Origin of the sequence: Bradyrhizobium sp. CCBAU 51745 (assembly GCF_028128715.1) — a bacterium.
Lineage (GTDB): Bacteria > Pseudomonadota > Alphaproteobacteria > Rhizobiales > Xanthobacteraceae > Bradyrhizobium > Bradyrhizobium manausense.
In genome coordinates this window covers 68239-81595 of sequence record NZ_LBJP01000005.1, presented here as the reverse complement: position 1 = coordinate 81595, position 13357 = coordinate 68239, and the positions used below count along the sequence as shown (strand labels likewise).

Genomic DNA, 13357 nt, shown 5'->3' with positions numbered 1-13357 from the left:
CCCTGGCTGTGTGAAAAGGCACGAGTCAGCTAGGATTCTTCCGTTTCCTGATGGGGGATACGGATGGGACGCTTCGTTGAAGGCGCTGACAGATCCCAGCTGACGCTCTTGCCGGAATGTTTGGAGGATTGGGTAAGTCAGGACAACGCGGTCAATGTGATCGATGTGTTTGTCGAGGCACTCGACCTGCATGGAATGGGGTTTGAGCGTGCGATTGCCAAGGAGACGGGCCGGCCCTCCTATCATCCGGCAGTCCTTCTGAAGCTTTACATTTACGGCTATCTCAATCGGGTGCAGTCCAGTCGCCGCCTAGAACGTGAGGCGTGCCGCAATATCGAGGTGATGTGGCTGATCGGCCGCCTGGCTCCCGATCATAAGACGATCGCCGATTTCCGGAAGGACAATGGTACGGCGATCCGGAAGGTTTGTGCGAAGTTCATTGCACTATGCCGGCAAATGGGGCTGTTGCAGACACCAAGCGTCGCAATCGACGGCAGCAAGTTCAAGGCGGTGAACAACCGCGATCGCAACTTTACGCATGCCAAGATGGCCAGGCGGGTGGCGCAGATCGAGGAAAGCGTCGGTCGATATCTGCGTCAACTCGATAGCGCCGATCGGCAGGAGCCATCGGAAGCAATCAGCATCAAGACAACGAGGATCAAGGAAAAGATCGCTCGGCTGAAGCGGGAGATGAGCCGCCTGGAAGTACTTGACGCGCAGATGCGCAACACACCGGATCAACAGATATCGCTCACTGATCCGGATGCCCGTTCGATGGCCACCAGTGGACGCGGATCCGGTGTCGTCGGCTACAATGTCCAGGTCGCGGTGGACACGGAACACCATCTGATTGTTACGCACGAGGTCATAAACGTCGGCAACGACCGTGGGCAGCTTGCTCGGATGTCGAAGCAAGCCAAAGAAGTGCTCGAAGTAGACAAGCTCGAAGCGGTCGCCGACCGTGGCTACTTTGACGGAGAAGAGATATTAGCCTGCGAAGAGGCTGGCGTTGCAGTCACCTTGCCCAAGCCCATGACATCGAACGCCAAGGCGGAGGGCCGGTTCGGCAAACAGGACTTCGCCTACCTGCCTGATGAGGACGTATATCGCTGCCCCTCCGGCGAGCTGCTACCCTATCACTTCACCAACATCGAGCATGGAATGACACTGCGCCGCTACTGGTCGACGGCGGCATGTCAAGGCTGCGCAATCAAGAGCCAATGTACGCCGTCCAAGGAGCGTCGTATCACGCGCTGGGAGCACGAGCATGTGGTCGAGGAGGTCCAGAGACGGCTCGATTCCAATCCCGACGCCATGCGGACGCGGCGCGAAACGGTCGAGCATCCCTTCGGCACGATCAAGGCCCGTATGGGTGCGACCCACTTCCTGATGAAGCGCCTACGGAACGTCGCTGCTGAGATGGCGCTGCATGTTCTCGCCTATAACCTCACACGGGTGATGAACATCATCGGCAAAACGGGCATGATTGCTGCCATCCGCGCAGCCTGAAGCCTGGAAAGTGCGTCTAAAAGCGCAATAACGCGTCACGATACGCACTTTGACCAGTCATGGGCGATCTGACGCGAGAAACATCGACTGATAACCGCGGCCGCGGGCCCTCCAATTTCGTTTGCACACAACCAAGACCCATAGCTGACTACGAACCGAGATGATCGTCTCTAGCTCGCGGATGGACATTTGGCTCAAGGTTGTGCACTTATGTTTGTGCAATCGCCGAACGGAGCCGCCCGATGAATCGCCTGCCGATGGTTCTGAACTCTGCTTTATGGGTTGTACTTGGCCTCATTCCGGTCCTGCTTTGGCAAGGGCAACATGCCAGCGAAATTCTCGTTTCGTGCCTGCTCGCATCCGTTCTCTCGACATTTATTTCGATCGGCCGTTTGCGCTGGATTGGGCTGCCGCTCAATGCAACTGTTGACGAATGCAATGAACGAGCGAGGTTTCTGCGCAACCAAGTGATACGAATTCCGACCGGTAATGATGGCGCTTCTGGTTGACGCTCACCAAGTGCTTACGCAGGTATCCACAATGTCTGCTTGTGGCCCTTCGCTTCCGTCAGGGCGTTGCGGCGAGATGTCCGGGGTCAGGGTAAAGCGGAAGCGCCCCAGCGCTGGTCAAAACGGCGCTGTTGACCCTGGCTGCGTGAAAACGACGAGTCAGATAGAGATCGTCTGGGAGTTTTTGGAGACGATCAATGAATCGGTTCATTGAAGGGAATAGGCGACATCGCAGGAGTTGCCTCATATGAAAAGGGCTCCCGCGAGGAACCCTGCGAAAGGCCAAGGAAGTCGGTCGAGCCTATCAAGTACGTCGTCAAATAATGAGATTGATGGCTCGCCCCAACACGCGCGATTCAGATCAAGGATGACGACCGGTTGCATCTGAGCGATAATCCTGAGCGCTTTCTCACGTGTTTCGCATTCTAGGTCAGAAGGCCCCTTAATCATCTCCCAAAAGCGCCGCTGGCCACGATCTCAAACACCGTACCGTCGATGTAAACACCGCTCCTGGCCCCTCCTATTGTCGTACCGAACACGTTGCCGGATGGGTCGCGGATCAAGGTTCCTGAGGGATTCGAGCCGTCAGAACCACCGCTAAAGCAATGCAGTACGACCTCACTCCAGCCTGTCGCGGTCGGGACCAACTTGAAAATCGTACCCAATCCGCCATAGCTGGGCCTGTCGCCGCCATATCTGGTCGTTCCATAGAGGGCGCCGGATTTGCCTAAGACAAGGCGACTGTTGGGCGCGGTGCCCTCGCCAACTTCTCGCTTGAAATCATAGAGAACTTGTTCGGTCCATCCGCCGCTAGCAGATGGCGTGAGCGAAAACACAACGCCCCCATCAAATTTGCCACCGCCGCCTGTTGTGCCATACAGCGTTCCGTCGGTGCCTAAGGTGAGTCCCGCCATTGGCAAACATCCACCATGGCAATTTGAACCGTCTAACTGCCGAAATGTATGTATCACCGATTCCTCCCATCCGTGATCCGTGGGAGTGAGTTTGAATACGGTGCCAATTCCGTCTTTACCACCGCCGCCGGTCGAACCATAGAGCACGCCAGCACGATCCATCGTGAGGCCCCCCACCGGATAGGCCCCGTCATCGTCGCCATTGTCGCCGCCGCCAGCAAAGCGGTGAAGAATGGTCATCGTCCATCCATTAGGGCCGGGGCTAAGCTTGAAAACCGCGCCCCCATCCTTTCCCCCGCTTCCGTGCGTCGTCCCGTAAAGAGAGCCGGATGAATCCGAGATCAGTTCGGATACCCTATCTAGCGGAGAAGAAGGGTCAGCGAAGTGATAGAGGGGGATTGGCTCGCCAACGCCGCGCTCGCTGGCCTCAAATTTGAATAACGTCCCGCCGCCTTCAACTCCGCCGTCGGTCGTCGCGCCGTAGAGGTCATCATTCTGCGCGATCATGCTCCAGAACGGTCCAGTTCCGATCGGCCCGTTCTTGACGTTCCACAGGACCTGCATTTCCCAACCTGACCGGAGGAGTGACGGCGGGATCAATTTGAAAATGATGCCCCCACCTCCGGGCCCGTCAGTCCAAGTCGAGCCATAAACATTGCCAATCCTGTCCGCTGCGAGGCCCATCGGCGTTTTTGCTCCCCGGCCCGTGGCGGCGAACGTCTGGATGACTTCATAGCGCTCCGGGCGGGTGACAAGTGGTGCAATAATGACCGCTGCAATGATCGCAAGCATCGCAGAGAGACCCATAAGCCATTTGCGTGAGCCAATGAACCTTCGCTTCAATTCGGGCGAAGTCGACTGAGGGGCCATTGGAGCTAATCCCAGAGTATGTCGGATGTCCGATGCCCACACGAGCGGATCGGTACGCCACTTCCAAATACAAGACCTCAATTAATGAGAGATGAAATGCAGTGATACAAATTAGACGTGTGGCCACCCTACTGGCGCTTTGATCCGGCCATGCCCGCCCAGAAGATCACTCCGCATCCGATCCGGCTGATCAAGCACGACGCCGTGCCCGACTGCGGCAGCTTCGAGGTGCGCTTCGCCGATGGCAGGCCCAGCCGATACTTCTATTGGGATGACCTGCCGAGCCGCCGCCTGCGGCCGGAGGTGCTGACGCGCGAGGTCGCGCTCCATGCGGCTCAGGGGGTGGCCCGAGCTGCTCGGGATAGCCCCGCAAAATAGCCGAGGCCGTGCGGGATTTATGCCGCATGGCCTCGGGCGCAACTGTCCAGCCTCCCCGGATTCCGTCGCGGGCGGGAGGCTAGCAGATTCGCAGTTTCGGCCATGCAGCCAAAGGCTTTAGTTTCCCCAATTGCCAGCGCCGGGCAGGTTACCATTGAAGGTCTGCCAAGAGCCCTCGCCGCCGCCCCACGGGATGCCGTCAATGGTGTCGCCCTGTCCCACGGTGCCAGGGTCTTTGCTGATCCTGATCCCGTGGTAAGCCGGTGAATTGGCCAAGTTGCGCATACCTCCACTCACTCGTTCGAGCGAGGTCAGGTCCAGTTCGCAGTGCTTCGACATATGATCCCTCCATCGTGCTCGGGTCCGGTGACGACCAGCGGATGGTCGGCATTATCCCGGCATATTCGCCCCTGTGATGAGGCGCACGGAGAGGCGGCACGCCTTTGCGGCCCGAGATGTTGATGGCGGCGCTTGATCAGCGCGGGAGATAGCTCGCCTGCGTGCACCAGCCGCCGACGCGCGGCTTGGACCTATTGCGACGGTGTCGGCTGCGACCCCAGAAGCGGACGCCCAGAAACCTGCGAGCGCGATCGCGGTGGGCCACAAGCAGACTCGTGCACCGCCACGTTACGACTCATTCGATCACTTCATCGGCGCGGGTCAAGAGCGTAGGAGAGACATTGAGGCCCAGAGCTCTCGCAGTTTTCAGGTTGAGCACCATGAAATATTTTGAAGCTTGCTCCACCGGAAGATCAGCGGGCGTAGCGCCCCTAAAGATTTTGTCGATGTAGAAAGCGGCGCGTCTATATAAATCGTCCAGATCCGCCCCGTAGCTGACCAGTCCACCCGCTTTCACGTTGGCCCTATTTGCGAACATGGCGGGCAACCGATGCCTCATTTGCAGTTCCGCCACCAGCTCAGCTTGCACCGTGTAAAGAGGCGACGAAAGGACTAAAACGCCGCTGCATTGATCGCGCGCCATGGTCAGAAATCCGTCTTGAACTTCTGAGACGGTGCTGGCTGACACGGGGACGAGCTCAACTCCGAGCGTGTGTGCTGCGCCCTCGACTGTCCTGACCGCGGTCGGATGCGAAGGCGTGGTCGGATTCCAAAGCAGACCCACTCGCGTGGCACCCGGCAGTATTTCCTTCAAGATCTCCAATTCCTTGACGGACACTTCTGTGAGAAGCATCGACATTCCCGTGATGTTTCCGCCGGGCCGCGAGAGACTTGTCACATCTCCGAGCCCGACGGGATCTGCGTGCTGAGCGAAGACAATGGGAATAGTGGCAGTCGCCCGCCGGGCAGGCCCCACCTGGGTGGATGCAGGCGCGAAGATGACGTCGACCTTCCTGTCGACCAGTTGCTTTGCTAGATCAAACGTTTGATCGACGCGCTCGGCCCATTGGAAGTCGATTTTGAGATTTCTCCCCTCGACATATCCTAGTTCGCGTAGACCGGCGCGGAAGGCCTCTACCTCGCTCGTCCAGCTTGATGCTTCGCCAAATCCCAGATACCCGATTTTCCAAACCCTTGCCGATTGCTGTCCAAGCGATCGCGCCGGCCAAATCAGCGCCGCTCCTCCCACAAGCGTTACGAAATGGCGGCGTTCCATGCGGTGCCCCCCGGGGGGCTTTGAGCTTAGTTCAATTTTGATCCAGGTCCAGCCAGGCAAGGACAGCTATGGGTCAAGATTCTGTTGCAAAACTCCTTGAGCCTGATGGCGGGCGGTGGTTTCAAGTCTGAGCGTTCGTCGATCGCACCCGTTTTGGGATCTTGGACGCTCTGAACTCATCACGGGACGCCTACGCAAGGCAGCGCACCGTCAAAGGCGTGGTGCGTGGTTGAGGAGTCTGGCGAGGCGCCGCAAGTTCTGCGCGGTTGCCGTCAGCAAGACCTCTCCTTGATGCCACTCAAGCCGCGTAGCCGGAACCGGTCGAGCCTGAGAATCCTTTTCATGTGGGCAAATCGCATCTCGACCTTCTTGCGCTCGCGGTGCGACTGCTGGAAGGCCTCGGTATTGGCCAAAGCCCGGACTTGGTCGCGCAGTTCTTCGTTGAGGTCGCGGGTCACTTTGCGCGCCACGGCCGTGGTGCACTTTGGCTTCAGCAAGCAGCGCGAGCAATCATTCTTGCTGGCTCTGTAATAAACTGTATGGCCCTGCTGGTCAGTTCGGCTCCACCTGGACAAACATAGACATTGCGGGTCTGGTCGAAGACGAAGTCTGCCCTGCTGAACTTGCCATCGGAGCGTACCGATTTGTCCCAAACAGGAACGTGCGGTGTGATGTTGCGATCTGTCAGCCATTTGAGCAGCTTGACTGCGCCATAGACCGTGTCGCCCGCGAGCCTTTTGGGCCGCAGATTGAAGCGGCGATCGACACGGTCCACCATGGTCTGGGTGACCGCGATCTCGATCGATCGGTTCGCTCGCGTAACTACGGCATCCATGAATGATGCCAGCCTTGTTATCGATCAGATAGTTTGCATCATAAGCGAAGAAAGGATCGACACCCGGCCTTGCAACCCAGGTTGCTTGCGGATCGGTCAGCGAGACCTCCTTGGGAGGCGTGCGTGGTTGGCCTCCTTCACCGGGGCCGTCGTCGGCTCGGCGGCGATCCTCATCATTGCCGGCTTCGAGGACGGCGAGATACTCGCGGACCGCATGGGACGCTTCTTCTGCCTTCGGCCAGGCAATTGGCTGATCACCCGGCATTCGCTTCTTCTTGTCGACGTCCGCCTTGAAGGCTCGCATCGACCGAAAACGCCTCGCCGCCGACCAGTCCGGCCGCAATGCTCATACCCACTACACCCTCGAAGACCCGCCGCAAGGCGTCACTCTCGCGGAAGCGTTCCTGTCGCGCACGGCAGAACACGGAATGGTCAGGTATCTTGTATTCCATCCCGAGCTTGCAGAACCAGCGATAGGCCAGGTTCACCTGTATCTCGGCGCAAATCCGTCTCTCTGAACGGATTGCAAAAACATAGCCGACCAACAGCATCCGGATCATCAGCACCGGATCGATCGAAGGTCGGCCCGTATGCGAATAATAAGGTGCAAGCTCATCGTGGACCCAGCCAAGATCGAGTACGCGAGCGATCTGGCGAACCAAATGGTCGGAGGGGACCACCTTGTCCAGGTCAAACGAATAGAAGAGCTGACCTTGGCCGTTCTCCCGCCGACCCATCATGCACCGCTCCCCGCCAATGATCCTCAGAATCAACGGAATCACGGAACGCGAGTCGTCTCAACGGGTGTTTTGCAACACAATCCCTCCGATACCGGACATCTCACCGCAACGCCCTAACGAAGCGAGGAGCCAACAGCCGACGCGGCCTTTGATGGCTCACTTTGCTCGCCTCCAGGTCACATCGACATTCTCGCCGCTCGGAGGGCGAATGGTCAATGTGAGTTGATCCCCAGTGATCGTAACGAAGCGCTTCTGATCTGAGCCGTTCCAATTGGGAAAGGAGCTACCTTCAACATGGATTGCGATGCTACGGTCTGACTCATTGACCGTATACGTCCCGAAGTAAGTCTGGGTCCCATTAGCTATTGCTTCGTTTTCTTCCGCAGTACCCTGCCACAACGTATTGCTTTTGTATTTGGCGCGGTCTGAGCGCATGACCGCGATGATGTACCGACCGCCGGCGTCGAAAATGGCCATACCCGCTGGGTTCTCACCGAACTGCCGTAAGGTGGTGCCATCATTTTTCCTCTGCTCCCAGGAAACCGCGATCCATGTTCCGACGAGACCTTCTTTCATCGATCGCTGCTGACCAGTGGCGCTATTGGCATGCAAGAACAGCCCTAAGGCCGCGGCCATGCACTTTCCCAGAACTCTACGGTGCTTCCTCATGTCTCCTCCGCCTTTCAAATCGCCAGACTACAGGAGATCTAGGCTTGTGAGGGACTGATTTCCGCCGCGGGCCAATCACGTCGGTTTAGTTCTGCCGCGATGGATTTCGGTCAGACCCGATGAGCGGACATCTTCAGTGCTCATCGCAAGGTCTCAAGCGGGCCAAAACCGGAAAGTCTCGCGCGTAGTGCAGTCTCATTTTCTGGGGAACACACCCACGATCATTCGGGCAAACCCGCCACTCGAAATGCGTGCGCTCGAAGGCCGTTCGAAACCTCACATTGACTGAATGCGTTATTGACGGTTGCAGCTGCAACATCGACATCGTCCAGCTCCTTGCAGCGCAGCTACGGAACAATATTACATCTGAGAGATTCGCGGAACGAAACGGGTCGTCAGTCTTTCTCTGGTCTTTGGGGAGGTGCACATGAGTTCTCAAGCCATAGAAGGCGCCTGTGCGTTTGCTTGGCGGAACTACTTGCTGCGACACAACGACATCAGCGAGAACGATACTCGGCGTTCCGCCCTCTATCGCTACGTCGCCAATCTTCCTAATACCGCAGAAGATGATTTCGGTCTCTTGCAAATAGCGGCAGTCGCTTACTTGCAAAAACTGGACGAATTGCATGACGACCGATCCGCAAGACTCGCGGTAGATACCATCTTGGCCGAACGTCTAGATTCACGCGACACTTAACTTTAGGCAAATAACACCAAAGGGAAGGAGCGAACAGCATGGCAGACAAATCCGCTAACTCAAACCGTTTCGCGCGCGACCCACAAAGAGGCATCGCCGCAGCGACCGCAATCGGCATGAATGCCTTGAAGCCAATTATTCACTTTCAGGTCTCAATGCTGAGGATGTGGGCCGATAGTATTGAGAGGTTCGGGGGCAATTACAAAAAGGGATTGGAAGAAACCGCGACCGCCGCAGAGGAGCAGTCAGACAAGGAACGCCCCGCGTAAATCAACGCGAATGGTTACGTGGAGTCGGCTGAGGGTCAAAGGCTGCCCTCGCTGGCCAGCATGAACGTGGTCAGGTTACCCTTCGGAAGCAGACGCGCCAACGCTCTGGGCTGAGGTCAGCCACGGGCCAAGAAGAGAAGTGCGATCTAACTGCTCGTCGCAGCGCGATAGAAGGCTTCTACCTTCCCTAGGTCTTTGGAGTGAGTGCCCTCCTGATCGGTTCTTGTTTTCGAATCGACGCCGGCAGGTCGCACCGACCGAATAGCTTCTTTGACATTGTCTGGTCCGAGTCCACCAGCAAGTATCACTGGAGTACGAATACTCTCCACTATCTTTCGACTGATGCTCCAGTCATGCGTCACGCCCTGCGCGCCGATTTGCACATCACCTGTGCGATGACTATCAAGCAGGATCCAGTCGACAACTCCATCATATGCTTGCGCCACACCTACCGCCTCAGGTCCCGTGACAGGTACGCTCCGCATGAACTTGCTCTTTGGCAGAGACTTTCGCAGCGCCACGACAAGATCAGGTGTGAGCAATTCGCTTGATGCGCCGAGATGGACGATGGGCGGATCAAGCTCCCCCGCCATCCGTTCGATAAGAGCGACGTCCGCCGAGAGGAACAGCGCGGAAAGTACGGACGGCGCCCGGATCATCTTCATAACGGCCGACGCCTTCCGAACCGGAAGCTCCCGAGGGAAGGTGCCATCGCCAACGAGTACGCCGACATGGTCCACGCCGATTGCCGATATAGCCACTGCTTCGGCAGGGGTCGCAACTTCGTAAATTTGCGTCAGCACCGTCTTGCACCCGCTTCCCGTAACTCAGGTGAATAGACAGGATGGCCTGGTCTTGGGTCAATGGCCGTTTTGGGTCCAACAGCGCCGTTTTGACCAGCGGTGGGGAGCTTCCGCATTAATCCCCATCCCAGACATCCCGCCGCAACGCCCTAACGGAAGCGAAGGGCCAATCGGCGACATCGAGGCATCGTCCTTCTTCGTCGGGGCTTGTAGAATAGTCGGATGCGCTTCTGGCACACCGCAGCGATCACGGTCGGGTTAGCGATCCTTTATGCACCCGTTTTCGTGCCTTCGCTGTCTCCGTTGGCTTTCCTGGCCCATGCCATACTCATCTGCTTGCTTTTCGCAATTCTGGACGGAATCATTTTTGCGATCGGGGCCGTCATTAAGCGTCGGCCCAGCTGGCTGACCATCACGGTCGTGAACCTCATCCTATGGCTGCTGGCTTGGGTCGTTTAGATCCTGCCGCCAGTTGCCACGACAGGTCGTCATGGGTCAGGAACGCCAGAACTCACTCTGCGCAAACGTCCGCTGTCACCCTGACATGGGATTTCGTCGCTGAGGGCCATGTGTGAAAGTGGTGGTCACCAAGCCTTAACGGCAGTGCGGCTTGATCGATACACCTAAAACGGGTTGCGCCCATGAACGACACGGTACCAACCATCGAGGCGCGGTATTCGTCGGCTAAGCTATGGCGGTCAGCTCTCGGGTCAGCCTTTGCATCTATTGTGTCCGCGTTGCTGGGACTTGGCCCGTATTACAACTCTCCGCTCATTGTATTGCTGGTGTTCGGTGCGGCGTTTTGCGCAGTCTGTTCGCTGGGTTTGCTGTATATGGCTGTCGCGAAACGCGGGCAGATTGCGTTTGCTGTGGGGCCAACTGGCATTTTTGATGACCGAATATCGAGAGACACTATTCCTTGGAGTTCTGTTGAAGCCATCTCGATATGGAGCTCTCCATCGCTTCCGAAAGATGCTGAGCCAAGTGTGTTGGACAAGCTCAAATCCCCAGAGGCGGATAGGTTCGACATTAAGCCAACCGCGAAATTGATAATGGCCGGCTCGGACGGATTCATAATCGGGCCGGCCGTGAGTGATGTGAGCGGCAGACGCTTGCTGGAGGTAATTAAGTACTATCTACCTTCCGTCCAAATTTAGGCCTTTCGGAACTACAGGGCGCAATGGCCGCTAGGTCAATAGCGCCGATTTGACTAGCGGTGGGCTGCTTCCGCTTTACCCTCGACCCCGGACATCTCGCCGCAACGCCCTAACGGAAGCGATGCGCCAGAAGCGGAAAGCATTGCGGTTCAAATGACTCGACAACCGACGCCTATCGGCGCGAGACCTGCCATCATTGAAGGACAGTTTGTGCTAACATGCAGATCGCCAGACGCAAGGCCTTGCGGTGTCGCCAAAAAGGAGGCGGTCGATGGATGTCAGACGAAGGACCCCGCATCCCGCGCTTCGCAGCATCGTTCGCTCATTCGAGGAACGCCGCGCAACGTTGGGCTCCGAAGGGCTGACGTGGCCACTGACGGCTCGACCCCATCAGATCATCGACATTTATCTCGGCGATCCGTTCCGTCTTCGAATTGACGGAGGTCCCCTGCAGACGGCCCCCGAAACGGTCGTGGTCGGTCCGCAAGGGTCGCGCCGAATACAGCTCCACATGTCAGGCGAAGTTCACATCTTCAACATTTTGCTGCAGCCGGCTGCGCTCAACCGCCTCGTCGGCGTCGATATGACCGCTCTCGTCAATGAAGGCATCCCGGCCCGCGACGTTCTCGGCAAGCGCGCGGTACTGCTCAGCGATGCCGTGCGTTCGGCTACGGACTTTGCCTCGCGCATAGCCGCTGCAGAACGCTGGTTCGCGATGATGCAGAATGACAGTCCAGCCGAGGATGGGATCGATTATGCGTCCCGCCTGCTGCTGGCATCGCGCGGTCGCATCCGCATCGACCACCTTGTGAAGCGATCGGGCCTGAGCGCGCGTCATTTCCAACGCCGCTTTACCTCACAAGTGGGCCTCTCCCCCAAACTCTATGCGCGAACGGTCAGGTTCGATGCAGCCTTGACGGCTCACCGTGACGAACCGATGAAGTCGTGGACCCGGATTGCCCACGAAGCCGGTTATTTTGATCAGGCCCATTTCATTCGCGAATGCCACGCCTTGGTCGGCCTTGGACCAGGCCAGTTTATCGGCGATTGGGAGAACATTCTTTCCCCGGATGGCTGAAATATACAAGCGCACCAGCCCGTAGCGGCGTTTGCTCTCGGAAAACGAGACTGGTGATGCAGGCCCGCATTTTGGTCAATCCCACAAATTGCGCCTGCCAGGAAGGAGTGCGCGCATGACGACAACGACAAGGCAATTCATTCTAGCCGGTATCGCCGCAACTTTGGCGCTGATCTATTCGATCTATGGCAGCGCGGCGGCTGAGGAAAAGCCGGCGGCCTCTAACGAAATTGTCGTGACGCTGCTCGGTACGGGTGGCGGTCCCGAACCTATCCTCGCGCGTTTCGGACCGGCAACGCTCGTTCAAGCCGGCGGGCTCAATCTCCTATTCGACGCCGGCCGGGGGGTGACGGTGCGCCTCTATCAACTAGGTATCTCGTCCGGCAAAGGCATCGATGCCGTTTTTCTGACCCACTATCATTCGGACCATGTCGCGGGCCTGCCCGATCTATGGATGACGGGGTACGAGTTCGGTCCGTTTGGATCGCGCGACAAGCCCATGAGGCTGTGGGGGCCATCGGATGGGACGAACGAGCCGAGTGGTGCGGCGAAGATTGCCAAAGGCCTTGCGGAGGCATTTTCCGATGACATCCGCGTCCGTCGGGCCGACGAACATATCGCGGAAGCCGCTACGCAGATTGAAGTCCACGACTTTCAAGAAGACCGCGTGGTATTCGACGAGGCGGGCGTCAAGGTCACCGCGTTTGCCGTCAATCACGGTGACCTGATCAAGCCATCGGTGGGTTATCGGATCGACTACGGTACGCGATCTGTAACGATTTCAGGTGACACGAAGTTTGACGAGAACCTGATGAAGCATGCGACTGGAAGTGATCTCCTGATCCACGAAGTTTTTGCGATGTCGGCACAATTGGCAAAGTTGCCGCAGATGAAACCGGTTGCGGATCATCATACCTCGCCTGAGGAAGCCGGCATGGTCTTTTCGCGCGTGAAGCCCAAGCTCGCGGTCTACTCACACGTCATACTTCTGCAAACAAAGCTGACTGAGCTCGTGTCGCGGACACAGAGCACCTACGACGGCCCGTTGGAGGTGGGAGAAGACCTCCTACGCTTTACGATCGGTGACCGCGTGGTCGCAAGAAAATGGAACCCGGAGCTGCGAAGGTATCCGGACTAGCTCGTGTCGGTTTTAGGTCTTGGCCGCGTGAAAACGTTTCAATGCGGGGGCGGCGCTTTGAACAGCCCCATGGGGTCGCGGACTGGCGCCGAAATGGCGTAATTTCCGGCAAGGCCCCGGAAGCCAGCCCAATGGCTTGCCCGAGCCACTATAATCGATGATAAAGGTTGGCGGCA

Annotated in this window: 14 protein-coding genes and 1 pseudogene; 9 read left to right on the top strand and 6 right to left on the bottom strand. The window is 57.7% G+C overall.

All coding sequences use genetic code 11. The features are described 5' to 3' along the window. The first annotated feature begins 63 nt into the window (after window positions 1–63). Complete coding sequence (locus XH98_RS06750; protein ID WP_083514167.1) at window positions 64–1509, top strand: IS1182 family transposase; 1446 nt, start codon at window positions 64–66, stop codon at window positions 1507–1509. Window positions 1510–1751: 242 nt separating this feature from the next. Then, window positions 1752–2018, top strand: coding sequence for a hypothetical protein (locus XH98_RS06745; protein WP_271618161.1), 267 nt, complete (start codon window positions 1752–1754; stop codon window positions 2016–2018). A 446-nt stretch (window positions 2019–2464) separates the two neighbouring features. Here XH98_RS06745 and XH98_RS06740 read toward each other — a convergent pair whose 3' ends face one another. Further along, on the bottom strand, window positions 2465–3724 hold the full coding sequence (locus tag XH98_RS06740; RefSeq protein WP_271618160.1) for a choice-of-anchor tandem repeat GloVer-containing protein: 1260 nt from the start codon (window positions 3722–3724) through the stop codon (window positions 2465–2467). A 228-nt stretch (window positions 3725–3952) separates the two neighbouring features. Here XH98_RS06740 and XH98_RS06735 point away from each other — a divergent pair, with 228 nt between their 5' ends. Continuing rightward, a complete protein-coding gene (locus tag XH98_RS06735) occupies window positions 3953–4180 on the top strand; it encodes a hypothetical protein (protein WP_271618159.1) in 228 nt (75 codons plus the stop codon). A gap of 117 nt (window positions 4181–4297) precedes the next feature. On the opposite strand, the gene XH98_RS06730 is transcribed toward XH98_RS06735, so the two are convergent. The 4 genes and pseudogenes from XH98_RS06730 to XH98_RS06715 form a co-directional block, all read right to left on the bottom strand. Continuing rightward, the gene (locus XH98_RS06730; protein ID WP_271618158.1) at window positions 4298–4519 is read right to left on the bottom strand and encodes a hypothetical protein; all 222 of its coding nucleotides are present in this window, start codon (window positions 4517–4519) and stop codon (window positions 4298–4300) included. Window positions 4520–4814: 295 nt separating this feature from the next. Then, entirely contained in the window at window positions 4815–5795 is a 981-nt protein-coding gene (locus tag XH98_RS06725; RefSeq protein WP_271618157.1) for an ABC transporter substrate-binding protein, read from the bottom strand. A 210-nt stretch (window positions 5796–6005) separates the two neighbouring features. Next, a pseudogene (locus tag XH98_RS06720) lies at window positions 6006–7370 on the bottom strand (IS1182 family transposase). A gap of 156 nt (window positions 7371–7526) precedes the next feature. Continuing rightward, the gene (locus XH98_RS06715) at window positions 7527–8006 is read right to left on the bottom strand and encodes a lipocalin-like domain-containing protein (RefSeq protein ID WP_271618156.1); all 480 of its coding nucleotides are present in this window, start codon (window positions 8004–8006) and stop codon (window positions 7527–7529) included. 460 nt (window positions 8007–8466) lie between these two features. Between XH98_RS06715 and XH98_RS06710 the strand changes: the two genes are divergently transcribed. Both XH98_RS06710 and XH98_RS06705 read left to right on the top strand, forming a co-directional pair. Further along, window positions 8467–8736 carry a hypothetical protein gene (locus XH98_RS06710; RefSeq protein ID WP_271618155.1) on the top strand — a complete coding sequence of 90 codons (270 nt, stop codon included), beginning with the start codon at window positions 8467–8469 and terminating at the stop codon, window positions 8734–8736. Between the two features lie 38 nt (window positions 8737–8774). Then, window positions 8775–9005: a hypothetical protein gene (locus XH98_RS06705; protein WP_271618154.1), complete on the top strand. Its 231-nt coding sequence runs from the start codon at window positions 8775–8777 to the stop codon at window positions 9003–9005. A 146-nt stretch (window positions 9006–9151) separates the two neighbouring features. Here XH98_RS06705 and XH98_RS06700 read toward each other — a convergent pair whose 3' ends face one another. After that, window positions 9152–9808 (bottom strand): phosphoribosylanthranilate isomerase, encoded by a 657-nt coding sequence (locus XH98_RS06700; protein ID WP_271618153.1) that lies wholly within the window; start codon window positions 9806–9808, stop codon window positions 9152–9154. A 222-nt stretch (window positions 9809–10030) separates the two neighbouring features. Between XH98_RS06700 and XH98_RS06695 the strand changes: the two genes are divergently transcribed. The 4 genes from XH98_RS06695 (at window position 10031) to XH98_RS06680 (ending at window position 13181) form a co-directional block, all read left to right on the top strand. After that, complete coding sequence (locus XH98_RS06695) at window positions 10031–10267, top strand: hypothetical protein (RefSeq protein ID WP_271618152.1); 237 nt, start codon at window positions 10031–10033, stop codon at window positions 10265–10267. Between the two features lie 182 nt (window positions 10268–10449). Next, a complete protein-coding gene (locus XH98_RS06690; protein ID WP_271618151.1) occupies window positions 10450–10965 on the top strand; it encodes a hypothetical protein in 516 nt (171 codons plus the stop codon). Window positions 10966–11236: 271 nt separating this feature from the next. Next, on the top strand, window positions 11237–12043 hold the full coding sequence (locus XH98_RS06685; protein ID WP_271618150.1) for a helix-turn-helix transcriptional regulator: 807 nt from the start codon (window positions 11237–11239) through the stop codon (window positions 12041–12043). A gap of 115 nt (window positions 12044–12158) precedes the next feature. Further along, entirely contained in the window at window positions 12159–13181 is a 1023-nt protein-coding gene (locus tag XH98_RS06680) for an MBL fold metallo-hydrolase (RefSeq protein WP_271618149.1), read from the top strand. The last annotated feature ends 176 nt before the right edge of the window (window positions 13182–13357 follow it).

Excerpts from the sequence above, each read along its gene's own strand:
- XH98_RS06735 (WP_271618159.1), top strand. The coding sequence starts at position 3,953 with ATGCCCGCCCAGAAGATCACTCCGCATCCGATCCGGCTGATCAAGCAC.
- XH98_RS06710 (WP_271618155.1), top strand. The coding sequence starts at position 8,467 with ATGAGTTCTCAAGCCATAGAAGGCGCCTGTGCGTTTGCTTGGCGGAAC.
- XH98_RS06730 (WP_271618158.1), bottom strand. The coding sequence starts at position 4,519 with ATGTCGAAGCACTGCGAACTGGACCTGACCTCGCTCGAACGAGTGAGT.
- XH98_RS06745 (WP_271618161.1), top strand. The coding sequence starts at position 1,752 with ATGAATCGCCTGCCGATGGTTCTGAACTCTGCTTTATGGGTTGTACTT.
- XH98_RS06685 (WP_271618150.1), top strand. The coding sequence starts at position 11,237 with ATGGATGTCAGACGAAGGACCCCGCATCCCGCGCTTCGCAGCATCGTT.
- XH98_RS06705 (WP_271618154.1), top strand. The coding sequence starts at position 8,775 with ATGGCAGACAAATCCGCTAACTCAAACCGTTTCGCGCGCGACCCACAA.
- XH98_RS06690 (WP_271618151.1), top strand. The coding sequence starts at position 10,450 with ATGAACGACACGGTACCAACCATCGAGGCGCGGTATTCGTCGGCTAAG.
- XH98_RS06740 (WP_271618160.1), bottom strand. The coding sequence starts at position 3,724 with ATGCTTGCGATCATTGCAGCGGTCATTATTGCACCACTTGTCACCCGC.
- XH98_RS06680 (WP_271618149.1), top strand. The coding sequence starts at position 12,159 with ATGACGACAACGACAAGGCAATTCATTCTAGCCGGTATCGCCGCAACT.
- XH98_RS06750 (WP_083514167.1), top strand. The coding sequence starts at position 64 with ATGGGACGCTTCGTTGAAGGCGCTGACAGATCCCAGCTGACGCTCTTG.
- XH98_RS06725 (WP_271618157.1), bottom strand. The coding sequence starts at position 5,795 with ATGGAACGCCGCCATTTCGTAACGCTTGTGGGAGGAGCGGCGCTGATT.
- XH98_RS06715 (WP_271618156.1), bottom strand. The coding sequence starts at position 8,006 with ATGGCCGCGGCCTTAGGGCTGTTCTTGCATGCCAATAGCGCCACTGGT.
- XH98_RS06695 (WP_271618152.1), top strand. The coding sequence starts at position 10,031 with ATGCGCTTCTGGCACACCGCAGCGATCACGGTCGGGTTAGCGATCCTT.